Genomic DNA, 23665 nt, shown 5'->3' with positions numbered 1-23665 from the left:
GGGATCGGTGCCGCCCGGCCGACACCCAGGTGCAGAGGTTCCACTGGGGGCACGGCTTCCGTAGGATGAGTAGTTGGTTCAGGTTCGGCGCGACGCGTCGTTCGCCCGAGGGGGCGAGGCCCGGACCGACGGCCCGATGGAGCGCCACCGCAAGCCTCAGGACTTCCCGGGACGCACCGCTCCGCTCCGCCCATCGACTCGATGACGCGATCGGCCCGGATGTGCTCCCCGGATCCCCCTCGGGGAATGACTCCGGAACCCGACCGGTTACCAGTGGGTAGGAAACGAGGTACTTATGTCAGACATCCTGATCGACCGCCCCGAGCTCGCGAGCCTGGGCGTCTACGAGTTCGGCTGGTCCGACTCGGACTCCGCCGGCGCCTCCGCGCGCCGCGGCATCTCGCCCGAGGTCGTCTCCGACATCTCCGCGCTCAAGAACGAGCCGGCCTGGATGCGCGAGCGGCGCATGAAGGCGCTCGCCCTCTTCGAGCGCAAGCCGATGCCCACCTGGGGCGCCGACCTGTCGGACATCGACTTCGACAACATCAAGTACTTCGTCCGCTCCACCGAGAAGCAGGCGCAGACCTGGGAGGACCTCCCGGACGACATCAAGAACACGTACGAGAAGCTCGGCATCCCCGAGGCGGAGCGCCAGCGCCTCGTCGGCGGCGTCGCCGCTCAGTACGAGTCCGAGGTCGTCTACCACCAGATCCGCGAGGACCTGGAGGAGCAGGGCGTCATCTTCATGGACACGGACACCGCGCTGCGCGAGCACCCCGAGATCTTCGAGGAGTACTTCGGCACCGTCATCCCGGCCGGCGACAACAAGTTCGCCGCGCTGAACACGGCTGTCTGGTCCGGCGGCTCGTTCGTCTACGTCCCGAAGGGCGTGCGCGTCGACATCCCGCTGCAGGCCTACTTCCGGATCAACACCGAGAACATGGGCCAGTTCGAGCGGACGCTGATCATCGCCGACGAGGGCAGCTACGTCCACTACATCGAGGGCTGCACGGCGCCGATCTACAAGTCGGACTCGCTGCACTCGGCCGTCGTCGAGATCATCGTGAAGAAGAACGCCCGCGTGCGCTACACGACGATCCAGAACTGGTCGAACAACGTCTACAACCTCGTCACCAAGCGTGCGATCGCGCACGAGGGCGCGACGATGGAGTGGATCGACGGCAACATCGGCTCGAAGGTCACGATGAAGTACCCGTCGATCTTCCTGGTCGGCGAGCACGCCAAGGGCGAGACCCTCTCCGTCGCGTTCGCGGGCCCCGGCCAGCACCAGGACGCCGGCGCGAAGATGATCCACATGGCGCCGTACACGCAGTCGTCGATCGTCTCCAAGTCGATCGCCCGCGGCGGCGGCCGGGCCGGCTACCGCGGCGAGGTCCGGGTGGACGCGAACGCGCACCACTCCGCGAACACGGTGCGCTGCGACGCGCTCCTGGTCGACACGATCTCGCGGTCGGACACCTACCCGGCGATCGACATCCGTGTGGACGACGTCCAGCTCGGCCACGAGGCCACGGTCTCGAAGGTCAGCGAGGAGCAGCTCTTCTACCTGATGTCGCGCGGCATGCCCGAGGACGAGGCGATGGCCATGATCGTCCGCGGCTTCATCGAGCCGATCGCTCGCGAGCTGCCCATGGAGTACGCCCTCGAGCTCAACAAGCTCATCGAGATGGGGATGGAGGGCAGCGTCGGCTGACGCTCGCCCCTCTCCTCCCCAGGCCGCCCGAGACGGGCGGCCAGCACCCTTCGAAAGGAACCACCGCCTGATGACGGTCCCCACGAGCGCCCCGACGTCCCCTGCGATCGACGGCGCGGACGCCGCCGCGCGACTGGGCATCGCCGCGCACTCCGACGGGGCGTTCACGCCCGTGCAGACCCGCTCCGAGCGCTTCGCGTCCACCGACGTCGACGCGTTCGAGACGGTCACGGGGCGCGAGATCGCCTGGAAGCTCACCCCGGTCGCCCGCCTCGGCGACCTCATCGACGGACCGCTCGACGGCTCGCCGACTCCGCTGGAGTCGGCGGCCGTCGACGGCGTCGACGTCTCCTGGGTCGGGCGCGACGACGCTCGGATCGGCACTGCGGGCCTCCCCGAGGACCGCGCCGCCGCGAACGCCTGGTCGCAGTTCGAGCAGGCGCTCTCGATCCGGGTGACCGGCGAGGACGAGAAGGTCGCGACCCTCGTGCGCACGGGACTCGGCTCCGCTCCCCGTGCCGCGCACACGATCATCGAGGCCGCGCCGTACGCGCGCGGTGTCGTCGTGCTGCAGAACGAGGGCGAAGCGACGCTCGCCGAGAACGTCGAGGTCCTCGTCGGCGAGGGCGCGCAGCTGACGATCGTCACGCTGCAGGAGTGGGCCGACGACGCCCGCCACCTCGCGAACCACTTCCTCCGCGTCGGCCGCGACGCGAAGGTGAAGCACATCGTCGTCACGCTCGGCGGCTCGATCGTCCGGGTGAACCCCTCGGCGCACCTCGTCGAGCGCGGCGCCGACGGCGAGCTCCTCGGCCTGTACTTCGCCGACGGCGGCCAGCACCTCGAGCAGCAGGTCTACGTCGACCACGACGCCCCCGACACCCGCAGCCGCGTCACCTACAAGGGCGCGCTGCAGGGCCAGGGCGCGCGGACGGTGTGGATCGGCGACGTGCTGATCCGCCAGAGCGCGAACGGCACCGACAGCTACGAGCAGAACCGCAACCTGGTCCTCTCGGACGGCACGCGCGCCGACTCGATCCCGAACCTCGAGATCGAGACCGGTGACATCGCCGGAGCGGGCCACGCCTCGGCGACCGGCCGCTTCGACGACGAGCAGCTCTTCTACCTGCAGTCGCGCGGCATCCGCGAGGACGAGGCGCGCCGGCTGGTCGTCCGCGGCTTCCTCAGCGAGATCGTCCAGCAGATCGGCGTGACCGAGCTCGAGGACCGCCTCCAGCTCGCGATCGAGGCCGAGCTTGCAGGCAGCGCCGGACAGACCGGCGCGTACTCGCCGGAGGTGTCCGCATGAGCGACGCCGCGAAGATCTGCGCCGCCTCGGAGCTGATCCCCAACCAGGCCGTCCGCTACGTCGTCGACGGCATCGCCATCGCGATCGTCCAGGACACCGCGGGCGAGATCCACGCGATCGGCGACACCTGCACCCACGGCGAAGTCTCCCTCGCCGAGGGCTTCGTCGAGGACGACACCCTCGAGTGCTGGGCCCACGGCTCGGCGTTCTCGCTGCGCTCCGGCGCCCCCCTGAACCTGCCGGCCTTCGAGCCGGTTCCCGTCTTCGTCGTCGAGGTCATCGACGGCGACGTCTACATCGACCCGACCGTCACGAAGGAAGTCTGAATGTCCGTTCTCCAGATCAGCGATCTCCACGTCAGTGTCGAGACCGAGCAGGGGACCAAGCAGATCCTCCGCGGTGTCGACCTCACCATCAACCAGGGTGAGATCCACGCCGTCATGGGCCCCAACGGCTCCGGCAAGTCCACCCTCGCGTACACGATCGCGGGGCACCCGAAGTACCACGTCGACGGCGGCTCGATCACCCTCGACGGCGTCGAGGTCCTCGACATGACGGTCGACGAGCGCGCCCGCGCCGGTCTCTTCCTCGCCATGCAGTACCCGGTCGAGATCCCCGGTGTCACCAACACCAACTTCCTCCGCACGGCCAAGACCGCGATCGCGGGCGAGGCTCCGGCGATCCGCACCTGGACCAAGGACGTCAAGAAGGCGATGGCCGACCTGCGCATGGACCCGTCCTTCGCGGCGCGCAACGTCAACGAGGGCTTCTCAGGAGGCGAGAAGAAGCGGAACGAGATCCTCCAGCTCGAGCTGCTCGCCCCGCAGTTCGCCGTCCTCGACGAGACCGACTCCGGCCTCGACGTGGATGCTCTCAAGATCGTGTCGGAGGGCGTCAACCGCGCCCACGCCTCGACCGGTCTCGGCGTCCTGCTGATCACGCACTACACGCGGATCCTGCGCTACATCCAGCCGGACTTCGTGCACGTCTTCGTCGCCGGCCGCATCGCCGAGCAGGGCGGCAAGGAGCTCGCCACCCGACTCGAGGACGAGGGCTACGACCGCTTCCTCGCCCCGGCGACGGTCTGATCATGGCGGTCACCACGCTCGACCCGAAGCTCTTCGACCAGGTCGAGGAGGCGCTCAAGGACGTCATGGACCCCGAGCTCGGCGTCAACGTCGTCGACCTCGGCCTGATCTACGACCTGGGCTGGGACGACGAGAACGACGCGCTGGTCATCCACATGACGCTGACCTCGGCGGGCTGCCCGCTGACGGACGTGCTCGAGGAGCAGACCGCGGAGTCGCTGGACGGCGTCGTGGAGGCCTTCCGGATCAACTGGGTCTGGATGCCGCCGTGGGGTCCGGACCGGATCACCGAGGACGGCCGCGACATGATGCGCGCGCTCGGCTTCTCGATCTAGAGCCTCGCCGCGCGATCAGCGGCAGCAGCAACGGCGAAGGGCCCGGAGGATCATCCTCCGGGCCCTTCGTCGTGCGTGCGGGGCGGGTCAGCCCTTGCGGCGGCCGAGCAGCGCCCAGGTGGTGGGCAGCAGCGCGGCGGCGAGCACGATCTTCAGGGTGTCGCCGACGAGGAAGGGCACGAGACCGGCGGTGAGCACCGAGCCGAGGTCGGCCGGGTACCCCATCGAGCCGAGCGCGGTGGCGAGCCAGGGGAGTCCGACGAGGTAGATCGTGGCGGTGCCGGCGAGGAAGGTCACCAGCGTGCCGACGACGCGGCGGTCCCACTCGCGCTGGGCGAGCCGGCCGGTGACGATCGAGGCGAGGACGAAGCCGACGATGTAGCCGCCGGTCGGACCGGCCAGGACGGCCCAGCCGCTCGAGCCCTCGGTGAAGATCGGGGCGCCGAGGGCGCCGACGAGGGCGTAGACGCCCATCGAGAGCGCGCCGCGGAGGGCGCCGAGCGTGGTGCCGACGAGCAGGACCGCGAAGGTCTGACCCGTGATCGGGACCGGCCACATCGGGATGTACAGCTGCGCCATGGCCGCGGTGAACGCGGCGGCGGCGAGGACGAGCACCAGATCGGTGACCAGCGAGCGGGTGAGCAGCCGGTCCGCCAGGACCGGTCGCGACGGGGCGAGAGAGTAGCTGGACATGTCTGTTCTCCAAAGACCGTGTCGCCCGAGAGCGAGGAGCGAGCGCGTCCGCGGTGAGCGGACGTGGATCCGCCCCGCGGCTCAGGAAATATACTAGGGGGCTGCCGCTTCGCGGCCTCTTGCCCCACACCTCCCGAACCGAACGCCATTTCTTGGCGGGAACGGACAGCACAGTGCTCAGCGTGCACGACCTCGAACTCCGAGTCGGCGCCCGACTCCTGATGGAGAACGTGTCCTTCAGAGTCGGCGACGGCGACAAGGTCGGCCTCGTCGGCCGCAACGGCGCGGGCAAGACGACGCTGACCAAGGTCCTCGCCGGCGACCTCATCGCGGCGAAGGGCTCGGTCGACCGCGGCGGCGAGATCGGCTACCTGCCGCAGGACCCGCGCTCCGGCGACCCCGAGGAGCTGGCGCGCACGCGCATCCTCGACGCCCGCGGCCTCGGCCAGCTGGTGCTGGGCATGCAGGAGGCCACGGTCGCGATGTCGAGCAGCGAGACGGCCGTCAGCGAGGCCGGGATGAAGAAGTACGGCAACCTCACCGACCGCTTCCTCTCGCTCGGCGGCTACGCGGCCGAGGCCGAGGCGGCGTCGATCGCGAGCAACCTCAACCTGCCGGACCGGATCCTCGACCAGCCGCTCAAGACGCTCTCCGGTGGCCAGCGCCGCCGCATCGAGCTCGCCCGGATCCTGTTCTCCGATGCGCAGACGCTCATCCTCGACGAGCCGACCAACCACCTCGACGCCGACTCGGTCGTGTGGCTGCGCGAGTTCCTGAAGAACTACCGCGGCGGCTTCATCGTGATCAGCCACGACATCGAGCTGGTCGGCGAGACCGTCAACCGCGTCTTCTACCTCGACGCGAACCGCCAGGTGATCGACGTCTACAACATGAACTGGAAGAACTACCTCCGCCAGCGCGCGGCCGACGAGGAGCGCCGCAAGAAGGAGCGCGTCAACGTCGAGAAGAAGGCCGGCGCTCTGCAGCTGCAGGCCGCCCGCTTCGGCGCGAAGGCGTCGAAGGCCGCAGCCGCGCACCAGATGGTCGCCCGCGCCGAGCGGATGCTCAGCGGCCTCGAGGAGGTGCGCGCCGTCGATCGCGTCGCGAAGCTCCGCTTCCCGACCCCGTCCGCCTGCGGCCGGACCCCGCTGCAGGCGCAGAACCTCTCGAAGAGCTACGGCTCGCTCGAGATCTTCACCTCCGTCGACCTCGCCATCGACCGCGGCTCGAAGGTCGTCATCCTCGGGCTGAACGGTGCGGGCAAGACGACGCTCCTGCGCATCCTGGGCGGGGTCGACGCGCCGGACACCGGCGTGATCGAGGCCGGACACGGCCTGCGCATCGGCTACTACGCCCAGGAGCACGAGACGATCGACGTCAAGCGCTCGGTGCTGGAGAACATGGTCTCCTCGAGCCCCAACCTCACCGAGACCGAGGCCCGCCGCGTGCTCGGCTCGTTCCTCTTCACCGGGGACGACTCGCACAAGCCGGCGGGCGTCCTCTCCGGCGGCGAGAAGACCCGGCTCGCGCTGGCGATGATCGTCGTCTCGGGTGCCAACGTGCTGCTTCTCGACGAGCCCACCAACAACCTCGACCCGGCCAGCCGCGAGGAGATCCTCGACGCGCTCGCCCACTACGAGGGCGCGGTCGTCCTGGTCAGCCACGACGAGGGCGCTGTCGAGGCGCTCAACCCCGAGCGCGTGCTGATCATGCCCGAGGGCACCGAGGACCACTGGACCGCGGACTACCTCGACCTGATCATGCTGGCCTGAGGCTCGGCCGTCGAGGTCTCGGAGCCGTCATGCTGATCGAGTAGCCCGCGCAGCGGGCGTATCGAGATCCACCAGCGTCAGAGCTCGAGTCTGCAGACCCGGCTGCGGGTCTCGATACGCCCCTTCGGGGCTACTCGACCAGCATGAGCTCGAGACGCCCGGGCGCTCAGCGGGCGTCGAGCAGCTCGTCCTCGATCTCGGCGTCCGTGCGTCCGCGGCGGAGGCGGCGCTGCTCGCGGCGCTCCTCGGCGGCGATGACCTCGGGGTCGTCCGCGTTGAGGATCCGGTACTCGTGCCGGATCGCCCAGGCGAGACCGCCGAAGCCCATGATCGCGAACAGCACCCACTGGATCGCGTAGCTGATGTGCAGGCCCTCGTCGGCGACCGGCTTGATCGCGGCGAGCGGCCGCTCCTCGATCGGCGCGGGGTCCTCCTGGACCAGCAGCCCGTAGCCGGCGGTGCGCAGCGGCTCGTCGAGCTGGGCCGAGAGGTCGTCGAGCTGGATCGTGGCGATCTGACCGGCGGGGGCGCCACGGCCCTCGATGCGGCCCTCGCCCGGCTTCAGGCGGGCGGTCACCGTGACCTCGCCCTCCGGCGGGGCCGGGACGACGTCGGGGGAGTCCTGCTCGGAGCCGACCGGGACCCAGCCGCGATCGACCACGAAGACGCTGCCGTCCGCGAGGCGCAGCGGGGTGAGGATCTCGAAGCCGGGGTTGCCGTTGTAGGGCCGGTTGCGGACGAGGGTCTGGCCCTCGGTCTCGTAGACGCCGGAGACCTCGACCGGCCGGTACTCGAGGGCGTCGTCCCAGCCCGCCTCCGCGGGGAGGAGGCCGTCGAGCGCGACGGGGTCCGCGTTCCAGTTGGCGGTGACGAGCCGGTTGGTGCTCGCGGCCTCGTCGAGGCGGGCGACCTGCCAGCGCGAGAGCAGCACGCAGGCCACGGCGAAGACGATCGTGAGCGCCAGGTAGCCGAACCAGCGGCGCGAGAAGGCGAAGCGCCAGGACGGCCGCGTCGCCGCGGCGCTCACAGTGCCGCTCCGCGGTCGACCGTGAGCAGCGGCTTCACCTCGAGCGGGAACTCCCGCGCGGCGAGGAACTCGCGCAGGTAGTCGAGGTGCTCCCCGCAGGCCAGCCAGGTCTTCCGCCGGTCCTCCGCGTGGATGCGCGGGTTCCGCCACTCGATCGCCCAGGTCGCGGTGAGCGAGCATCCGGCGCGCGAGCAGGCGTGCCGATCGGGCGCGCCGCCGAGCGGGATCACCGTCGTCCCTCGGTCGGGTCGCCGCCCTCGGGCGCGTCGGCGGAGGGAGCCGCGTCGTGCGCGGTCGGCGGGACGTACGGCGGCACGGGCCGGGACAGCACGATCGCGCCGGGACGCTCCACCGTGCCGCTCTCACCGGCGCTGCCGACGTTGGCGAGCACGACGGCGAAGTAGGGGAGCACGATCGCGCCGAGCGCGAAGAAGAGCAGCCACCAGCCCTGGGCGAAGATCAGGCAGATCACGCAGACCATCCTGATGCCCATGGCGATGGAGTACTTGATCGCGCGGGAGCGACGCGCGGCACTGGGCGACGGCGGGAGGGAGGTGAGCGATTCGCGTGATTTCACAGCCCGATAAGACTACGTCGTGGGCACCGGGCGGACCCCGGACGTTCCCTCTCAGCGGATGTGTTGCGCATCCCGCCTCTAGGATGTAGGGGTCGTCCGGAGCCGCCCGTGCACCGGCGGAGAGGGACACCCATGACCACGCCGCGCACCGTCCTCGTCACCGGGGGCAACCGGGGGATCGGCTACGCCATCGCCGAGGAGTTCGTGGCGGCGGGTCACCGGGTCGCGGTCACCGCCCGCTCCGGCTCGGGTCCCGAGGGGTCCTTCACCGTCGTCGCGGACGTCACCGACGCCGCCTCCATCGACGCCGCCTTCTCGCAGATCGAGGCCGAGCTCGGCCCGGTCGAGGTCGTCGTCGCGAACGCCGGCATCACCCGCGACATGCTGCTGCTGCGCATGTCCGAGGAGGACTTCACCTCCGTCATCGACACCAACCTCACCGGGGCCTTCCGGGTCGTCAAGCGGGCGTCGAAGGCGATGCTCAAGCAGAGGTTCGGCCGCATCGTCCTGATCTCGAGCGTCGTCGGCCTCTACGGCGGCCCCGGCCAGATCAACTACTCCTCGTCGAAGGCCGCGCTGGTCGGCTTCGCCCGGTCGCTGACCCGCGAGCTCGGCGCCCGCAACATCACGGCGAACGTCGTCGCGCCCGGCTTCATCGAGACCGATATGACGGCGGAGCTCCCGGCGGAGCAGCAGGCGGAGTACCGCAAGAGCATCCCCCTGGCCCGCTACGGCACGGCCGCCGAGGTCGCGAAGGTGACGCGCTGGCTCGCCGGCGACGAGGCGGACTACATCTCCGGCGCGGTCATCCCCGTCGACGGCGGCCTCGGGATGGGGCACTGACCGTATCAGCGCAAAGCTTATATCCGGCGGATATCAGCTCTATGCTTATGCGATGTCCGACTCCTCCGTCGTCGCGGTAGTGCTCGACCTCGTCGACTCGCGCGAGATCGCCGAGCGATCCGTCGTTCAGCGCGAGATCGAGCGCGGCTTCGCGGAGGTCGACGCGGCGGTCCCCGCTGTCGAGCCGCTGCACCCCACGGTGGGCGACGAGTTCCAGGCGGTCTACGCCTCCGTCTCGGCAGCGCTCGGTGCGACGCTCCAGGCGCGGCTCGTGCTGCCGCCGGGGGTGGACTGCCGGGTCGGCCTCGGCCGCGGCGAGATCAGGGTGGTCGGCTCGGGCGTCGCCGGCGATCTGCAGGACGGGCCCGGCTGGTGGCGCGCGCGAGCGGCCATCGAGCGGGCGCACGCCCTCGAGGACGGTGCGGTGCCGACGGCGCGCGGCTGGTTCATCGGCTCGGACTCGCCCGACGCGCAGGAGGCCGCGGTGAACGCCTACCTCCTCGCCCGTGACGCCCTCGTCGGCGAGATGAGCGACCGCGACCGGCGGCTCGTGCTCGGCACGGCGCGCGGTCTTCCGCAGAAGGTCCTGGCCGAGCAGGAGTCGATCACGCAGTCCGCGGTGTCGCAGGCGCTGCGCCGCGCGGGTGCCGGGGCCCTGCTCACCGGTGCGCGGCTGCTGGCGGACGCGTGCTGACCGCGCTGCTGCTCGGGCTCGTCGGTCTGGCCGACCTCGCGCGGACGCACCTCGGCCGACCCGTCGCCGCCGCGGCGATCGTCGTGCTCTGGGCGGCGGCCGCGCTCTCGGCGGTGCTCGGCCTCGGTGCCGCACCGCTCGGCACCGTGCTCGTCGTCGCGCTGGCCGGCGCGTGGCTGCTGCTCACGACCACCGCGGCCGGCACCCGGCCGCCCGGAGGGCTCCGGCCCGCCGTCGGCCTGATCGTCGCGGTGCTCGTGCTCGCCGTGGTCGACCGCGCGGCGGGCCCGGCCGCCGGCCCGCTGGTCGACGCGTACGCGGGTCTCGGGCGCTCCGGACCCGTCCCGCCGATCGCGCAGGCGCTGCTCGCCGGGGGCGCCGCGCTCTTCCTCCTCGAGAGCGGCAACGTCGTCGTGCGCGCCGCGCTCTACCGCGAGCTGCCGCAGCCGGTCGCCGCGCGCACTCGCTTCTCGCTCCGCGCCCGCTTCGCCCGGCCCGCGCCCGAGGAGGTGCGAGTCCCGGACCTCCGCGGCGGTCGCGCCATCGGGCCGCTCGAGCGCCTCCTCGTGGCCGGGCTCACCCTCGCCGGAGCGATCGGGCTGGCCGGCGCCGTCTTCGCGGCGAAGGGCATCGTGCGGTTCCCGGAGATCTCCCGCGACGGCGAGGGCGGCTCGAAGGCGGAGTACTTCCTGGTCGGCTCGCTGGTGAGCTGGGCGCTGGCCCTGGGCGCGGCGGTCCTGGTCGCAACGGCGGGCGGCTGAGGCGCCGCCCTCCGAGTGTCAGCCGCGGAGACCGAGGACCGGCAGCAGCTGGCTGAGATCGAGGCCGTCGATGACGAGGTCGGCGCGCTCGCGGACCACGGGCTTCGCGTTGAAGGCGACGGCGAGACCCGCGACCTGCATCATCTCGAGGTCGTTCGCGCCGTCGCCGACCGCGATCGCCCGCTCGAGCGGGACCCCGGACAGGGCGGCCCATTCGCAGAGGGCGGCGGCCTTCGCGGCGGCGTCGATCACGGGACCCTCGACGGCGCCGGTGAGGCGGCCGTCGCGGCTGCCGAGCCGGTTCGCGCGGACGAAGTCGAGGCCGAGCGCTCCGGCGACCGGGTCGAGCACCTCGTGGAAGCCGCCCGAGACGACGCCGATCCGACCACCGGCGGCGTGGATGCCGGCGATCAGCTCCTCCACCCCTGGGGTGACCCGGACGCGCCCGCTCACTCCGGCGCAGACGTCGTCGAGGACGCCGGCGAGGGTGCCGACGCGCTCGCGCAGGCTCTCGCCGAAGTCGATCTCGCCGTGCATCGCGCGCTCGGTGATCGCGGCGACGCGCTCCTCGGAGCCCGCGTGGGCGGCGAGGAGCTCGATCACCTCGTCCTGCAGCAGCGTCGAGTCGGCGTCGACGACGACCAGGAAGCGGGCGGGTGTGCGCAGCGGCTCACTCAAGGACGGGCCAATCGGTCGGGTCCGCGCGCCGGCCTGACCGGACGCGCGGAAGCGCAGTGCTCTCGACCCGCGGGGGTGCTACGGGCGGACGACGACGCCCTTGCCGACGACGGTGATGCCCGACTCGGTGACGGTGAACCCGCGCTCGCGGTCGTGGTCGTGGTCCACGCCGACTCGCGCGCCGGGCTCGACGACGACGTCCTTGTCGAGGATAGCGCGGGCGACCACGGCGTCCGGGCCGATCCGGACCTTGTCGAAGACGACCGAGTCGGAGACCGTGGCGTTCGACTCGATGACCGCCCACGGGCCGACGACGCTGCGCTCGATGTGCGCGCCGGAGATGACGGTGCCCAGCGAGACCACCGAGTCGACGGTCGTGCCGAGGTTGCCCTTGCCGTCGCGCACGATCTTCGCGGGCGGTGAGTTCAGCTGCGACGAGAAGATCGGCCACTGCTGGTTGTAGAGATTGAAGACCGGGAGCGCCGAGATGAGGTCCTGGTGCGCCTCGAAGAACGAGTCGATCGTCCCCACGTCGCGCCAGTAGTAGCGGTCGCGATCGGTGGAGCCGGGGACCTCGTTGAGCTTGAGGTCGTAGACGCCGGCCTCGCCGCGCGCGACGAAGTCGGGGATGATGTCGCCGCCCATGTCGTGGTCGGAGGTGGAGAGCTCGCCGTCGCGGATGACCGCGTCGATCAGCGCGTCGGCGTCGAAGACGTAGTTGCCCATCGAAGCGAGGACCTCGTGCGGCGAGTCGGCGAGGCCGACCGCGTCCTTGGGCTTCTCGAGGAACTCCGCGATCTTGGTCGGGACGATGCCGTCGCCCGCCTCGTCGCCGGCGAGCTGGATGACGCCGAACTGGTCGGCCAGCTCGATCGGCTGGCGGATCGCCGCGACGGTCGCCTTGGCGCCCGACTTGATGTGCGCCTCGATCATCTGCGAGAAGTCCATGCGGTAGACGTGGTCCGCGCCGACCACGACGACGATGTCGGGCTTCTCGTCGCGGATCAGGTTGAGGCTCTGCAGGATCGCGTCGGCCGAGCCGCTGAACCAGCGCTTGCCGAGCCGCTGCTGCGCCGGGACGGACGCGACGTAGGAGTTGAGCAGCCCCGACAGCGTCCAGGTCTGCGAGACGTGGCGGTCGAGCGAGTGCGACTTGTACTGCGTCAGCACCACGATCTGCGTCAGACCCGAGTTGATCAGGTTCGACAGCGCGAAGTCGATCAGGCGGTACTGCCCGCCGAACGGCACTGCGGGCTTGGCCCGGTCGGCCGTGAGGGGCATGAGCCGCTTGCCCTCGCCGCCGGCGAGGACGATGCCGAAGATCTTCTTTGACTGCATGCCCCCACAGTAGAGGTCCTGCGCAGTCGCGTGGCTGCGGGTGTCGGCGGAGGATCGCCCTGTACTACGGTTCGGGGGTGCGAGTCGATCTGCTGACCAAGGAATATCCGCCCGAGGTGTACGGGGGAGCCGGCGTGCACGTGGCCGAGCTCACCAAGGCCCTCCGCCACGACATCGAGGTCGTGGTGCGCTGCTTCGGCGCGCCGAGGGACGAGGAGGGCGCCTTCGCGTACCCCGTTCCCGCGGAGCTGGCGGAGGCCAACGGCGCGCTGCAGACCCTCGGCGTCGATCTCCAGATCGCGCAGGACGCGGCGGGCGCCGATCTCGTGCACTCGCACACCTGGTACGCCAACGCGGCCGGACGTCTCGCGCAACTGCTGCACGGCATCCCGCACGTCGTCTCGGCGCACAGCCTCGAGCCGCTGCGCCCGTGGAAGGCCGAGCAGCTCGGCGGCGGCTACCGCGTCTCGAGCTGGATCGAGCGCGAGGCGTACGAGAACGCGGACGCCGTGATCGCGGTCTCCGGCGGGATGCGCAACGACATCCTGCGCTCGTACCCCGCGCTGGACCCCGCGAAGGTGCACGTCGTCTACAACGGCATCGACCTCGACGCCTGGCACCCGGTGGAGGACGAGGCCGTCCTCGCCGAGCTGGGCATCGACCCGTCGCGTCCCTCCGTCGTCTTCGTCGGCCGGATCACCCGGCAGAAGGGGCTGCCCTACCTGCTGCGCGCGGCCGCGATGCTGCCGCCGGAGGTGCAGCTCGTGCTCTGCGCCGGCGCCCCGGACACCCCCGAGATCATGGCCGAGGTCACCGCGCTCGTCCGGGGGCTCCAGCAGGAGCGCACCGGCGTCGTCTGGATCGACCGCCACCTGCCGCGCCACGAGCTCTCCGCGGTGCTGACCGCGGCGACGACCTTCGTCTGCCCGTCGATCTACGAGCCGCTCGGCATCGTGAACCTCGAGGCGATGGCGTGCGGCGCCGCCGTGGTCGGGACCGCGACCGGTGGCATCCCGGAGGTCGTCGTCGACGGCGTCACCGGGCGCCTCGTGCCGATCGAGCAGGTGACGGACGGCACGGGCACCCCCGTGGACCCGGACCGCTACGTCGCCGACCTCGCGGCAGCGATGGCCGAGGTCGTCGCCGACCCGGCCGCCGCGAAGCGGATGGGCGAGGCCGGCCGCCTGCGCGCGCAGAGCGACTTCAGCTGGACGCAGATCGCGCGGGACACCCGTGCCATCTACGACTCGCTCGTCTGAGCCCGGCGCCCGCTCCCTTTAGACTGGTCCGCATGCCCAGCGTTGTCTCGTTCGTCGATGTGTCCTTCGTCCGGAACGGCAAGCGGATCCTCGACCACGTCGACTGGACCGTGTCCGAGGAGGAGCGCTGGGTGATCCTCGGCTCCAACGGTGCCGGGAAGACCTCGATCCTGCAGATCGCGGCGGCGCAGAACTACCCGTCGACGGGATCGGCGCACCTGCTCGAGGAGACGCTCGGCCGCACCGACGTCTTCGAGCTGCGCCCCCGGATCGGCTACGCGTCGACCGCGATGGCGCGCCGCCTGCCCGCGGGCGAGACGGTGCTCGACGTCGTGATGACCGCCGCCTACGCGGTCACCGGCCGCTGGAACGAGGGCTACGACGAGATCGACGAGCGCCGTGCGCGCCGCGTCCTGGTGGAGTGGAAGCTCGACCACCTCGCGGACCGCACCTTCGGCACCCTCTCCGACGGCGAGCAGAAGCGCGTCCAGATCGCCCGCGCGATCATGACCGACCCGGAGCTGCTGCTGCTCGACGAGCCGGCCGGCAGCCTGGACCTCGGCGCCCGCGAGGAGCTCGTGCAGCTGCTCGGCGGCTTCGCACAGGACCCGGCCTCGCCGGCGATCGTGATGGTGACCCACCACGTCGAGGAGATCCCCGCCGGCTTCACGCACGCGCTGCTGCTCCGCGACGGCGCCGTCGTCGCCGCCGGACCGCTGGCCGAGGCGCTCACGGAGGCGACCCTCGCCGACGCGTTCGGGCTCGACATCGCGCTGACCCACGAGAACGGGCGCTACTCGGCCCGCGCCCGCTGAGGGCGGGCTCGTCCGATCGCGTGCCGCACCTCCCCGCGGCGCCGGCCGTCTGCTATTCTCGATAGCTGGTTCGGGCCCGTTCGCGGTGCGCCCGCCACTCATCCACCCGCACCCGTCGACGACAGGCGCGGTTCAGGACCACAAGCGACAGGACACGATCATGCAGACCGACATCCACCCCAAGTACGAGGCCATCGTGTTCCGCGACCTCGCCTCCGGTGAGACCTTCCTCACCCGCTCGACGGCGACCAGCAGCAAGACGATCGAGCTCGACGGCGTCACGTACCCCGTCATCGACGTCGAGATCTCGTCCGCCTCGCACCCGTTCTACACGGGCAAGCAGCGCATCATGGACTCGGCCGGCCGCGTCGAGAAGTTCAACTCGCGCTACAAGAACTTCGGCAAGTAGGCTCCGGCCTCCCGCCTCCGAAGGGCCCTCGACCTCGCGGTCGGGGGCCCTTCGTCGTTGGCCCCCTTGCTGATCGAGTAGCCCGCGCAGCGGGCGCATCGAGATCCACCCGCGCCTGAAGACGATTCTGCAGACCGCTCTGCCGAGGACGCCGGGTCTCGATACGCCCCTGCGGGGCTACTCGACCAGCACGTCTGCGGGCGTCCCTTCGCGCTGGATCGACCACCGCTCGCGCAGCGGTCGCCGGGGCGGATCAGTAGCGGTAGAAGCCCTCGCCGGTGGCGGTGCCGAGCCTGCCCTTGTTCAGGTACTCGGTCTCGAGATGGGCGGCGAAGGCCTGGGAGGCCTCGTCAGGGGCCGCCGCGGCGACGTGGTGAGCCGTGCTGAGGCCGATGACGTCGAAGATCTGGAACGGACCGAGCGGGGCGCCGGTGCCGATCCGCCAGGTCTTGTCGATGGTCGCGGGGTCCGCGTAGCCGCCCATCAGCAGGCCGCTCGCGGCGTTCAGGAGCGGCACGAGCAGCGAGTTGAGCAGGTAGCCGGCCTTCTCCTTCTGCAGGCGGATCGGCTCGAGTCCGCTTTCGACGGCGAACGCGACGACCGCATCGATCACGGCAGGGTCGGTGTCGGCTGTGCCCATGATCTCGGCGGTGTTCTGCACCCAGACGTGGTTGGCGTAGTGCAGGGCGAGGAAGCGGTCGGGGCGGCCGGTCGACTCCTTGAGATCGCTGGGGAGCAGCGTCGAGGAGTTGGTCGCGAAGATCGTCCGCTCGGGGGCGAGCGCGCCGAGGCGGCCGTAGAGCTCCTGCTTGAGCGCGAGGTCCTCGGGGACGGCCTCGATCACGAGGTCGGCGTCCGCGACGGCCTCGGCGAGGTCGGAGGTGAGGCGGAGGGATTCGAGGGCGCCTGCGGCGCCGCCGGGGATCCCGCCGGCGACCTGGGCCGACTCGTAGACGCCGGCGAGCCCGCGGAAGCGCTCGCGGGCGGTGGCGAGCACCTCGTCGGAGACGTCGTAGCTGGTGACGGCGAAGCCGTGGAAGGCCGCCTGGAACGCGATCTGGGAGCCGAGGACTCCGCTGCCGAGGACGGTGACCGTGCGGATGGTGGGCATGACTGCTCCTTGCTGGGGACTCGGGTGGTCCCGGTGTCCTCCGATCCAACCGACGCGCGGACAGGCGGTCGAGCGGTTGCGCGTGGGGGCTGCCGCATGTCCTCGTGACGGAGCGACGGACGCGGTGACGGCGACGATGACACGAGGGGCCGGAGGCGGTAGCGTCCGGGCATGGTGTCCTTCGCCGACAAGCCGATCCTGCCGCTCACGACGCCCGAGGAGTGGGACGCCTACCTCCGCGGTGAACCCGACCCGGGCGGCGTGCGATTGAAGCTGCGGAAGAAGGCGGCCGTCGACCCGGGCATCACCTACGCGGAGGCGCTCGACGTCGCGCTCTGCCACGGCTGGATCGACGGGCAGGCGGGGGCGTTCGACGAGCAGTTCAAGCTGCAGGCGTTCACGCCGCGGCGCCGGGCGAGCCCGTGGTCGAAGGTGAACCGCGACCACGTGGCGCGGCTGCTCGAGGAGGGCCGGATGCTGCCGGCCGGCCTCGCCGAGGTGGAGCGGGCGCGGGCGGACGGGCGCTGGGACGCCGCCTACCGCCAGCGCGGCGCCGAGGTGCCGGACGACTTCACGGCGGCACTGGCCGCGGATCCGGGAGCCGCGGCCTTCTTCGCGACCGTCGGCGGGCAGAAGCGCTTCGCGTTCCTGTTCCGGCTGTCGCAGCTGAAGCGGCCGGAGACGCGGGAGCGGCGGATCGCGGAGTACGTCGCGCTGCTCGCGGAGGGGCGCACGCTCACCTGAGCGGCGGCGCCGGTGCCGGACGAGCGCTCAGTGCCGCGCGCTCAGTGCCGGACGGGCCAGGCGCCGTCGGCGACGAAGCTCTCGTCGCGGACGCGGCGCATGTACTCCTGGAACGACTCGGCCTGGGTGCGGCACCAGTCGACCTGCAGCGCGTGCAGCGCCTCGGCGCCGCCGCCGAGCTCCTCGGCGAAGGCGCGGCCGAGCGCCTGGGCGACCCGGCCCGCGGCGATCGCGTCGGCGCCGGCGTCGTGCGCCTCCGTGAGCGGGACGCCGTAGTGCAGGGCCGCCTGCACGAGGGTGCGCTTGCCCTTGCGGTAGCGGTCGAGCGCCTTGTCGATGACGAGCGGATCGATGACGGGGCTCGGATCGATCAGCACCGGGACGCCCCAGCGCCGCGCCTCGAAGGCGAGCAGCGAGAGGTCGTAGGGGGCGTTGTAGATGACGACGGGAATGCCGCGAGCCAGGAGCGAGCGCAGCGCCTCCGACACCTCGGCCACGACCTCGCCGGCGGGCCGGCCGTGCTCCTGGGCGTGCTCGGTGCTGATCCCGTGCACGGCGCTCGCGCCGGCGGGGATCTCGACGCCGGGGTCGGCGAGCCACGTCGTGCCCTCGACCGGGGTGCCGTCGGCGTCGATCACGCCGACGTGCGCGGTGACGATGCGGCTGGTGCGGACGTCGATGCCGGTCGTCTCGAGGTCGAACACGGCCAGGCGGTCGTACCAGCGGGCACCGTCGGAGCCGGCCGGGGCCTGCGAGGCGCCGGCGGCGCGGGCCTCGTCGAGCAGGCTCTCGTCGAAGAGCGTGGGTGCCTGATTCGTCTCGGTGGTGCTCACGCCGACAGCCTAGGCGGGGCCTCCGACATCGTCGGGAGGCCCCGCGGCGTGCTGCGCGGTCGGACGGGCGAAGGCCGGATCAGCGGGTGAGACCGTCGCGGGCCTGGCCGGCCTTCGCGACGTGCAGCCAGAAGAAGCCCTGGGTGCCGAGCGTCATCGTCAGCGCGCCGTCCTCGGAGAAGCCGGGGAAGCGGCCGCCGCCGAAGAGGTCGGTCAGCGTGGAGCCGCCGTTCTCCGGGTCGGTGATCGTGACCGAGACCGGGTTGTGGTTGAAGCTGAAGACGCAGAGCACCTCCTCCGGCTGGTCGCCCATCGCGGTGCCGGAGCCCGCGTAGTCGCGGACGAACGCGAGCACCGACTCGTGGTCGGTCTCGAGCACGCGCATCGAGCCGAGGCCGAAGGCGGGGTGGCCGCGGCGCACGTGCAGCACGTTCCGCATCCAGTGCAGCAGCGAGCGCGACTGGGCGAGCTGCGCCTCCACGTTGACCTGGTTGTAGTGGTAGACGAGCGACTGGACGATCGGCTGGACGAGCTTGCCCGGGTCGGCGGCCGAGAAGCCGGCGTTGCGGTCCGGGGTCCACTGCATCGGCGTGCGCGAGGCGTCGCGGTCGTTCAGCCAGATGTTGTCGCCCATGCCGATCTCGTCCCCGTAGTAGAGGAACGGGCTGCCGGCGAGCGAGAAGAGCAGGGCGTTGATCAGCTCGAGCTCGGCGCGCGAGTTGTCGAGCAGCGGCGCCAGCCGGCGCCGGATGCCGATGTTGGAGCGCATCCGCGGGTCGTAGGCGTACCAGCCGTACATGGCCTGGCGGTACTCCTCCGAGACCATCTCGAGGGTGAGCTCGTCGTGGTTGCGGAGGAAGACGCCCCAGGCGGCTCCGGAGGGGATGTCGAAGGTCTCGGAGAGCACCTTCTTGAGCTCGTTCGCGGTCTGCGCGCGGAGGGAGTAGAAGATGCGCGGCATGACCGGGAAATCGAAGGCCATGTGGCACTCCGGCTCCTCCTCGGTACCGAAGAACGCGGCGACCTCGCGCGGCCACTGGTTCGCCTCGGCGATCAGGATGCGGCCGGGGTAGTCGCGGTCGACCATCGTGCGGAGGTTCTTGATGAAGTCGTGGGTGGGCGGCTCGCCCTCGCCGTTGCCCTCGTCGGACTCGTAGAGGTAGGGGATCGCGTCCAGCCGGATGCCGTCGACGCCGAGGTCGAGCCAGAACTTGACGACGTCGTGGATCGCCTCGTGCACGGCCGGGTTCTCGAAGTTGAGGTCGGGCTGGTGCGAGAAGAAACGGTGGAAGTAGAACTGGCGGCGCTCGGCGTCGAAGGCCCAGTTCGAGTCCTCGGTGTCGACGAAGATGATCCGGATGTCCGGGTACTTGTCGTCGGTGTCGTTCCAGACGTAGAAGTCGCCGTAGGGGCCCTCGGGGTCGGAGCGGGACTGCTGGAACCACTCGTGCTGGTCGCTGGTGTGGTTCAGCGGGAAGTCCATCACGATGCGCATGTTGCGCTCGTGGGCCTTCCGGACGAGCTCGCGGAAGTCCTCCATGGTGCCGAACTCGGGGAGGATCGCCTTGAAGTCGGAGACGTCGTAGCCGCCGTCGCGCAGCGGCGACATGTAGAAGGGCGGAAGCCAGAGCGCGTCGATGCCGAGCCACTGCAGGTAGTCGAGCTTGGACGCCAGGCCGTTGATGTCGCCGGCGCCGTCTCCGTTCGAGTCGTAGTACGACCGGATCATGACCTCGTAGAACACGGCCCTGCGGTACCACTGCGGATCGAGGGCGAGCCCGGGGAGTTGGATCGGGGACGTGAAGCTCACGGTGCTCCTTCTGCTGCTGCCTGAGCGGGTGACCGGCGCCGCACCGGGATCGGAGCGGAGGACGGGGGACGGGCGGTGCGTCGCGCGCGAACGCGCCTTCATGCTTGCGGCTCGGATCGAGGGCCCGCAAGGCGTTGCGGCGGGAAGTTCGACGGGCTTTCCCTACGATGGGGACCGTCATGACCATAGCCTCCCCCTACGCCGCCGACCTCGGGCGACTCGCCATCAGCGAGAGCGCCGTCGACGTCGCCGGGGCCGCCACCGCCTACTGGAGCTACGGCGACCCCGACGCCGGGACCGTGCTGGTCCTGGTGCACGGATTCCGCGGCGAGCACCACGGGCTGGAGCCGGTGATCGCGCGGCTGCTCGCGGGCGGCGCGGACGCCCGGGTGATCGCCCCCGACCTGCCCGGCTTCGGCGCCTCGCCGCCGATGACGGCGCACGCGCACGACGTCGACGGCTACGCGGCGTGGCTCGGCGAGTTCCTCGACGCGCTCGGGCTGCGCGGGCGCGCGGTGGTGCTCGGCCACTCCTTCGGCTCGATCGTCGCCGCGGCGGCCGTCGCGGGCGGGCTGGAGACGCCGCTGCTCGTGCTGGTCAATCCGATCGCCGCGCCGGCCCTGGCCGGGCCGCGCGGGGTGCTGACCCGGCTCGCGGTGCTCTACTACCGCCTCGGGGCGGTGCTGCCCCGCCCGCTCGGGCTGCGACTGCTCGGCGATCCGCTGATCGTGCGGGTGATGAGCCTCGCGATGGTGAAGACGAAGGACGGGCCGCTGCGCCGCTTCGTGCACGACCAGCACGACCGCTACTTCAGCGCCTTCGCCTCGCGCGACACGGTACTGGAGGCGTTCCAGGCCTCGGTGTCGCACGACGTCAGCGAGTACGCCGGGCGCCTCGCGGCGCCGACGCTGCTGATCGCCGCGGCGCAGGACGACATCACCCCGCTCTCCGCGCAGTACCGCCTGCTCGAGGCGCTGCCGCACGGCCGCCTGCACGTGATCGACGGGGTCGGGCACCTCATCCACTACGAGACGCCGGACGAGGCGGCCGCCGTCCTCCGCGCGGCCCTGGACGAGGGGATCGACCGATGAGGATCGTCGTCGACTGCCGGTACACCCGGCTCGAGCGCCACGACGGCATCAGCCGTTACACGGCCGAGATCGTGACGGAGCTGGCGAAGCTGCACGACGTGACGATGCTGATCAGCGATCGTCGACAGCTGGCGATGCTGCCGGATCTGCCGTGGGAGCGCGTGACGTCGCCGACCGGGCCGTTCGAGCCGTTCGTGGCGCTGCTGGTGAACCGGCTGCGGCCCGACGTCGTCTTCTCGCCGATGCAGACGATGGGCTCGCTCGGGCGGCGCTACCGGCTCGTGCTCACCGTGCACGACCTGATCTACTACCGCCACCGCACGCCGCCGCGCGATCTGCCGCTGCCGGTGCGCGGGCTCTGGCGGCTCTACCACCTGGCCTGGTGGCCGCAGCGGCGCCTGCTGCAGCGCGCCGACGCGATCGTGACGGTGTCGGAGACGACCCGCGGGCTGCTCCGCACGCACCGGCTGACGACCAGGCCGGTCTTCGTGGTGCCGAACGCGGCGACGGCGCCGGACGAGGCGAGCGCGGCCCTCGCGGCGGCCCTGCCGGACCGCTCCGACGCGCGCTCGCTCGTCTACATGGGCTCGTTCATGCCCTACAAGAACGTGGAGTCGCTGGCGCGCGCCATGCGGCTGCTGCCCGACTACGAGCTGCACCTGATGAGCCGGGCGAGCGACGAGACGGTGGAGACCCTCCGCTCGCTCGCGCCGACGGCGAAGCTGGTCTTCCACCAGGGGGCGGACGACGCCTCCTACCGCGAGGCGCTCGCGCGCGCCACGGCGCTGGTGACCGCGAGCCGGGACGAGGGCTTCGGCATCCCGCTGGTCGAGGCGATGGCGCTCGGCACGCCGGTCGTCGTCAGCGACATCCCGATCTTCCGCGAGATCGGCGGCGACGCCGCGGTCTACGTGGATCCGTCGAGCGCGAAGGGCATAGCGGAGGGCGTGCGCTCGCTCGAGGACCCGGAGCGCTGGCGCGCGCTCTCGGCGAAGGCGCGGGAGCGGGCGGCGGCGTACTCGTGGCGCGACTCGGCCCGGGTGCTGCTGGAGCTGCTGACGAGCGTCGGGCGCTGAGTTCCGCCGGTCGCCGCCGGGCGGCCCGGTCGGGCGAGAGCCGGCGTGTCAGGCGGGTGCGGTCGGGCTGAGCACGTCGTCCAGGTCGGACTGCAGGTCGGCGTCGACGACGACCACGTCGCCGGAGTCGTCGACCGCGACGATCTGCAGGGCGCCGTCGACGATCGCGAAGTCGTGCCGCGAGCCGTTGCCGACGGTCGTGCCCTGGGCGGGCAGCGCGTCCTCGCTGAGGGCGCGGAGCAGGCTGCCGATGACGGCGCCGTGCGTCGCGACGATCACGCGCTGCTGCGGGAAGCGCTCGGCGATCTCGAGCAGGGCGGCCGTCGCGCGCTCCACCACCTGAGCCCGCGTCTCGCAGCCGGGGATGCGCGCGCCCTCGATGCCGCCGGGGAAGAGCTCGCGGAGCTCGTCGCCGGTCATGCCCTCGGCCTCGCCGTAGGCGCGCTCGGCGACGCCCTCGACGACCTCGGGCTCGGGCAGGCCGAGACCGCGGGCGATGATCGCGCCGGTCTCGTGCGCGCGCTGCAGCGGGCTGGCGACGACGACGTCCCAGTCGCGCTCGCGGAGCAGCCGCGCGGCGGCCCTGGCCTGCGAGCGGCCGGTGTCGTTGAGCGGGATGTCGCTCGCGCCCTGGATGCGGCGGGCGGCGTTCCAGTCGGTCTGGCCGTGCCGGACGAGGGTGAGCTGGGTCACGAGGGCCTCTCGGTGGTGGGGGAGCGGTGGGTCAGCGCGACGGGAGGCGCTCGGCGAGGGCGCGGAGGACCTCGCTCGTGCCGCCGTCGATCTTGATGCCGGCCCGCGAGTCGCCCTTGGTGGTGCCGCGGTTGACGATCACGATCGGCATCTTCGCGCGCCGGGCGATCTCGAGGAAGCGGATGCCCGAGTTGACGACGAGGGACGAGCCGGCCACGAGCAGCGCATCGGCGCTCGCGACGATCGCGCGCGCCTCCTCGAACCGCTCGGTCGGGATGAACTCGCCGAAGAAGACGATGTCGGGCTTGAGGATCCCGCCGCAGACCGTGCACTCCGGGACCGTCATCGCGGAGACGTCGTGGACCTCGGCGTCGCCGTCGGGGTTGAGCGAGGAGATGTCGGGGTCGTCGAGCCAGGGGTTGAGCGCCTCGATGCGCTCGGCGACGGCGTCGCGGGCGAAGTACTGACCGCAGGTCATGCAGCGGACGCGGTCGGCGGAGCCGTGCAGGTCGACGACGCGCTGCGAGCCGGCGCGCACGTGCAGGCCGTCCACGTTCTGGGTGACGACGCCGGTGAGCAGGCCGCGCTCCTCGAGCCGGGCGAGGGCGCGGTGCCCGTCGTTCGGCAGCGTGGCGGTGAAGCGGCGCCAGCCGAGCTGGCTGCCGGCCCAGTAGCGGCGGCGGTAGTCGGGGTCGGCGACGAACTGGGAGTAGGTCATCGGGCTGCGGACGGGCGCTCCCGCGCCCCGGTAGTCGGGGATGCCGGAGTCGGTGCTGACGCCCGCGCCGGTGACGGCGGCGATGCGGCGGCCGGCCAGGAGCTCGACGGTGCGGTCGAGGGCGGCCGAGCGCTGCTCGTCGGCCCGCTGCAGATCGGCCTGCTGCTCGTCGGCCTGATCGGCGCTGCGGCCGTCGGCCTGATCGGCACTGCTGCCGTCGGCGATCGGTGTCGGACCCGACTCCATCCACGCCTCCCTCGGACACCCGCGCACGCGG

26 protein-coding genes are annotated in these 23665 nt (G+C 71.5%); 15 read left to right on the top strand and 11 right to left on the bottom strand.

Annotation, left to right across the window (positions count from 1 at the left end):
* Positions 1 to 295 precede the first annotated feature (295 nt).
* The 5 genes from sufB to HRK28_RS17520 all read left to right on the top strand — a co-directional run bounded on the left by sufB (position 296) and on the right by HRK28_RS17520 (position 4446).
* Positions 296 to 1714 (top strand): Fe-S cluster assembly protein SufB, encoded by a 1419-nt coding sequence (sufB, locus tag HRK28_RS17540; protein ID WP_123446280.1) that lies wholly within the window; start codon positions 296 to 298, stop codon positions 1712 to 1714.
* Between the two features lie 70 nt (positions 1715 to 1784).
* Complete coding sequence (gene sufD / locus HRK28_RS17535) at positions 1785 to 3023, top strand: Fe-S cluster assembly protein SufD (RefSeq protein WP_160089745.1); 1239 nt, start codon at positions 1785 to 1787, stop codon at positions 3021 to 3023.
* Positions 3020 to 3349: a non-heme iron oxygenase ferredoxin subunit gene (locus HRK28_RS17530; RefSeq protein WP_160089743.1), complete on the top strand. Its 330-nt coding sequence runs from the start codon at positions 3020 to 3022 to the stop codon at positions 3347 to 3349. Before sufD ends, HRK28_RS17530 begins: the two co-directional genes overlap by 4 nt.
* Positions 3350 to 4111 (top strand): Fe-S cluster assembly ATPase SufC, encoded by a 762-nt coding sequence (gene sufC, locus HRK28_RS17525; protein ID WP_160089717.1) that lies wholly within the window; start codon positions 3350 to 3352, stop codon positions 4109 to 4111.
* Positions 4112 to 4113: 2 nt separating this feature from the next.
* A complete protein-coding gene (locus HRK28_RS17520) occupies positions 4114 to 4446 on the top strand; it encodes a metal-sulfur cluster assembly factor (RefSeq protein WP_123446284.1) in 333 nt (110 codons plus the stop codon).
* Positions 4447 to 4533: 87 nt separating this feature from the next.
* Here the strand turns inward: HRK28_RS17520 and HRK28_RS17515 are convergent, their stop codons facing one another.
* Positions 4534 to 5139: a biotin transporter BioY gene (locus HRK28_RS17515; RefSeq protein WP_160089715.1), complete on the bottom strand. Its 606-nt coding sequence runs from the start codon at positions 5137 to 5139 to the stop codon at positions 4534 to 4536.
* 173 nt (positions 5140 to 5312) lie between these two features.
* Between HRK28_RS17515 and HRK28_RS17510 the strand changes: the two genes are divergently transcribed.
* Positions 5313 to 6911 (top strand): ABC-F family ATP-binding cassette domain-containing protein, encoded by a 1599-nt coding sequence (locus HRK28_RS17510; protein WP_123704293.1) that lies wholly within the window; start codon positions 5313 to 5315, stop codon positions 6909 to 6911.
* Positions 6912 to 7077: 166 nt separating this feature from the next.
* On the opposite strand, the gene HRK28_RS17505 is transcribed toward HRK28_RS17510, so the two are convergent.
* Genes HRK28_RS17505 through HRK28_RS17495 form a run of 3 tightly spaced genes read right to left on the bottom strand, consistent with a single transcriptional unit; the run spans position 7078 to position 8515 of the window.
* The gene (locus tag HRK28_RS17505; RefSeq protein ID WP_173252552.1) at positions 7078 to 7938 is read right to left on the bottom strand and encodes an SURF1 family protein; all 861 of its coding nucleotides are present in this window, start codon (positions 7936 to 7938) and stop codon (positions 7078 to 7080) included.
* Positions 7935 to 8168, bottom strand: a complete 234-nt coding sequence (locus HRK28_RS17500; protein ID WP_217274949.1) for a hypothetical protein — start codon at positions 8166 to 8168, stop codon at positions 7935 to 7937. Before HRK28_RS17500 ends, HRK28_RS17505 begins: the two co-directional genes overlap by 4 nt.
* Positions 8165 to 8515 (bottom strand): DUF3099 domain-containing protein, encoded by a 351-nt coding sequence (locus tag HRK28_RS17495; RefSeq protein ID WP_173252551.1) that lies wholly within the window; start codon positions 8513 to 8515, stop codon positions 8165 to 8167. Before HRK28_RS17495 ends, HRK28_RS17500 begins: the two co-directional genes overlap by 4 nt.
* A gap of 132 nt (positions 8516 to 8647) precedes the next feature.
* Between HRK28_RS17495 and fabG the strand changes: the two genes are divergently transcribed.
* From fabG to HRK28_RS17480, 3 genes are read left to right on the top strand one after another with little or no spacing between them, the layout of a single operon-like run.
* A complete protein-coding gene (gene fabG, locus HRK28_RS17490; RefSeq protein WP_160089709.1) occupies positions 8648 to 9358 on the top strand; it encodes a 3-oxoacyl-ACP reductase FabG in 711 nt (236 codons plus the stop codon).
* Positions 9359 to 9410: 52 nt separating this feature from the next.
* Complete coding sequence (locus tag HRK28_RS17485; RefSeq protein ID WP_173252550.1) at positions 9411 to 10052, top strand: SatD family protein; 642 nt, start codon at positions 9411 to 9413, stop codon at positions 10050 to 10052.
* Positions 10046 to 10813 (top strand): hypothetical protein, encoded by a 768-nt coding sequence (locus tag HRK28_RS17480; protein WP_160089705.1) that lies wholly within the window; start codon positions 10046 to 10048, stop codon positions 10811 to 10813. The genes HRK28_RS17485 and HRK28_RS17480 overlap by 7 nt, the downstream gene beginning before the upstream one ends.
* Positions 10814 to 10831: 18 nt before the next feature.
* Here HRK28_RS17480 and serB read toward each other — a convergent pair whose 3' ends face one another.
* On the bottom strand, positions 10832 to 11491 hold the full coding sequence (gene serB, locus HRK28_RS17475) for a phosphoserine phosphatase SerB (protein ID WP_160089703.1): 660 nt from the start codon (positions 11489 to 11491) through the stop codon (positions 10832 to 10834).
* Between the two features lie 78 nt (positions 11492 to 11569).
* Positions 11570 to 12829 carry a glucose-1-phosphate adenylyltransferase gene (locus HRK28_RS17470; RefSeq protein WP_123446293.1) on the bottom strand — a complete coding sequence of 420 codons (1260 nt, stop codon included), beginning with the start codon at positions 12827 to 12829 and terminating at the stop codon, positions 11570 to 11572.
* Positions 12830 to 12906: 77 nt separating this feature from the next.
* On the opposite strand from HRK28_RS17470, the gene glgA reads away from it, so the two are divergent.
* The 3 genes from glgA (at position 12907) to HRK28_RS17455 (ending at position 15312) form a co-directional block, all read left to right on the top strand.
* On the top strand, positions 12907 to 14088 hold the full coding sequence (glgA, locus tag HRK28_RS17465) for a glycogen synthase (RefSeq protein WP_160089701.1): 1182 nt from the start codon (positions 12907 to 12909) through the stop codon (positions 14086 to 14088).
* 32 nt (positions 14089 to 14120) lie between these two features.
* On the top strand, positions 14121 to 14903 hold the full coding sequence (locus HRK28_RS17460) for an ABC transporter ATP-binding protein (protein ID WP_160089699.1): 783 nt from the start codon (positions 14121 to 14123) through the stop codon (positions 14901 to 14903).
* A gap of 160 nt (positions 14904 to 15063) precedes the next feature.
* A complete protein-coding gene (locus HRK28_RS17455) occupies positions 15064 to 15312 on the top strand; it encodes a type B 50S ribosomal protein L31 (RefSeq protein ID WP_123446296.1) in 249 nt (82 codons plus the stop codon).
* Between the two features lie 253 nt (positions 15313 to 15565).
* Here HRK28_RS17455 and HRK28_RS17450 read toward each other — a convergent pair whose 3' ends face one another.
* Positions 15566 to 16423 carry a 3-hydroxyacyl-CoA dehydrogenase gene (locus HRK28_RS17450; protein WP_173252549.1) on the bottom strand — a complete coding sequence of 286 codons (858 nt, stop codon included), beginning with the start codon at positions 16421 to 16423 and terminating at the stop codon, positions 15566 to 15568.
* 171 nt (positions 16424 to 16594) lie between these two features.
* Here HRK28_RS17450 and HRK28_RS17445 point away from each other — a divergent pair, with 171 nt between their 5' ends.
* On the top strand, positions 16595 to 17167 hold the full coding sequence (locus tag HRK28_RS17445; RefSeq protein WP_160089695.1) for a YdeI family protein: 573 nt from the start codon (positions 16595 to 16597) through the stop codon (positions 17165 to 17167).
* A 41-nt stretch (positions 17168 to 17208) separates the two neighbouring features.
* Here HRK28_RS17445 and HRK28_RS17440 read toward each other — a convergent pair whose 3' ends face one another.
* Together HRK28_RS17440 and treS are read right to left on the bottom strand one after the other, a co-directional pair.
* Complete coding sequence (locus HRK28_RS17440; protein ID WP_254305015.1) at positions 17209 to 17877, bottom strand: 3'-5' exonuclease; 669 nt, start codon at positions 17875 to 17877, stop codon at positions 17209 to 17211.
* Between the two features lie 202 nt (positions 17878 to 18079).
* Entirely contained in the window at positions 18080 to 19810 is a 1731-nt protein-coding gene (gene treS / locus HRK28_RS17435) for a maltose alpha-D-glucosyltransferase (RefSeq protein WP_160089691.1), read from the bottom strand.
* A gap of 179 nt (positions 19811 to 19989) precedes the next feature.
* On the opposite strand from treS, the gene HRK28_RS17430 reads away from it, so the two are divergent.
* The gene (locus HRK28_RS17430; protein WP_160089689.1) at positions 19990 to 20901 is read left to right on the top strand and encodes an alpha/beta fold hydrolase; all 912 of its coding nucleotides are present in this window, start codon (positions 19990 to 19992) and stop codon (positions 20899 to 20901) included.
* Positions 20898 to 21977, top strand: a complete 1080-nt coding sequence (locus HRK28_RS17425) for a glycosyltransferase family 1 protein (RefSeq protein ID WP_173252548.1) — start codon at positions 20898 to 20900, stop codon at positions 21975 to 21977. Before HRK28_RS17430 ends, HRK28_RS17425 begins: the two co-directional genes overlap by 4 nt.
* Positions 21978 to 22025: 48 nt before the next feature.
* Here HRK28_RS17425 and HRK28_RS17420 read toward each other — a convergent pair whose 3' ends face one another.
* Positions 22026 to 22670, bottom strand: coding sequence for a histidine phosphatase family protein (locus HRK28_RS17420; RefSeq protein ID WP_173252547.1), 645 nt, complete (start codon positions 22668 to 22670; stop codon positions 22026 to 22028).
* 31 nt (positions 22671 to 22701) lie between these two features.
* On the bottom strand, positions 22702 to 23634 hold the full coding sequence (locus HRK28_RS17415; protein WP_173252546.1) for a Sir2 family NAD-dependent protein deacetylase: 933 nt from the start codon (positions 23632 to 23634) through the stop codon (positions 22702 to 22704).
* Positions 23635 to 23665: the final 31 nt, after the last annotated feature.

It is taken from the genome of Rathayibacter sp. VKM Ac-2835, assembly GCF_013266705.1.
Lineage (GTDB): Bacteria > Actinomycetota > Actinomycetes > Actinomycetales > Microbacteriaceae > Rathayibacter.
The sequence above is the reverse complement of the archived record's forward strand: the minus strand, read 5'-3'. Positions and strand labels throughout refer to the sequence as shown.

Excerpts from the sequence above, each read along its gene's own strand:
- sufB (WP_123446280.1), top strand. The coding sequence starts at position 296 with ATGTCAGACATCCTGATCGACCGCCCCGAGCTCGCGAGCCTGGGCGTC.
- sufD (WP_160089745.1), top strand. The coding sequence starts at position 1,785 with ATGACGGTCCCCACGAGCGCCCCGACGTCCCCTGCGATCGACGGCGCG.
- HRK28_RS17530 (WP_160089743.1), top strand. The coding sequence starts at position 3,020 with ATGAGCGACGCCGCGAAGATCTGCGCCGCCTCGGAGCTGATCCCCAAC.
- sufC (WP_160089717.1), top strand. The coding sequence starts at position 3,350 with ATGTCCGTTCTCCAGATCAGCGATCTCCACGTCAGTGTCGAGACCGAG.
- HRK28_RS17520 (WP_123446284.1), top strand. The coding sequence starts at position 4,114 with ATGGCGGTCACCACGCTCGACCCGAAGCTCTTCGACCAGGTCGAGGAG.
- HRK28_RS17515 (WP_160089715.1), bottom strand. The coding sequence starts at position 5,139 with ATGTCCAGCTACTCTCTCGCCCCGTCGCGACCGGTCCTGGCGGACCGG.
- fabG (WP_160089709.1), top strand. The coding sequence starts at position 8,648 with ATGACCACGCCGCGCACCGTCCTCGTCACCGGGGGCAACCGGGGGATC.
- HRK28_RS17485 (WP_173252550.1), top strand. The coding sequence starts at position 9,411 with ATGTCCGACTCCTCCGTCGTCGCGGTAGTGCTCGACCTCGTCGACTCG.
- HRK28_RS17470 (WP_123446293.1), bottom strand. The coding sequence starts at position 12,829 with ATGCAGTCAAAGAAGATCTTCGGCATCGTCCTCGCCGGCGGCGAGGGC.
- HRK28_RS17460 (WP_160089699.1), top strand. The coding sequence starts at position 14,121 with ATGCCCAGCGTTGTCTCGTTCGTCGATGTGTCCTTCGTCCGGAACGGC.
- HRK28_RS17455 (WP_123446296.1), top strand. The coding sequence starts at position 15,064 with ATGCAGACCGACATCCACCCCAAGTACGAGGCCATCGTGTTCCGCGAC.
- HRK28_RS17450 (WP_173252549.1), bottom strand. The coding sequence starts at position 16,423 with ATGCCCACCATCCGCACGGTCACCGTCCTCGGCAGCGGAGTCCTCGGC.
- HRK28_RS17445 (WP_160089695.1), top strand. The coding sequence starts at position 16,595 with ATGGTGTCCTTCGCCGACAAGCCGATCCTGCCGCTCACGACGCCCGAG.
- HRK28_RS17430 (WP_160089689.1), top strand. The coding sequence starts at position 19,990 with ATGACCATAGCCTCCCCCTACGCCGCCGACCTCGGGCGACTCGCCATC.
- HRK28_RS17425 (WP_173252548.1), top strand. The coding sequence starts at position 20,898 with ATGAGGATCGTCGTCGACTGCCGGTACACCCGGCTCGAGCGCCACGAC.
- HRK28_RS17415 (WP_173252546.1), bottom strand. The coding sequence starts at position 23,634 with ATGGAGTCGGGTCCGACACCGATCGCCGACGGCAGCAGTGCCGATCAG.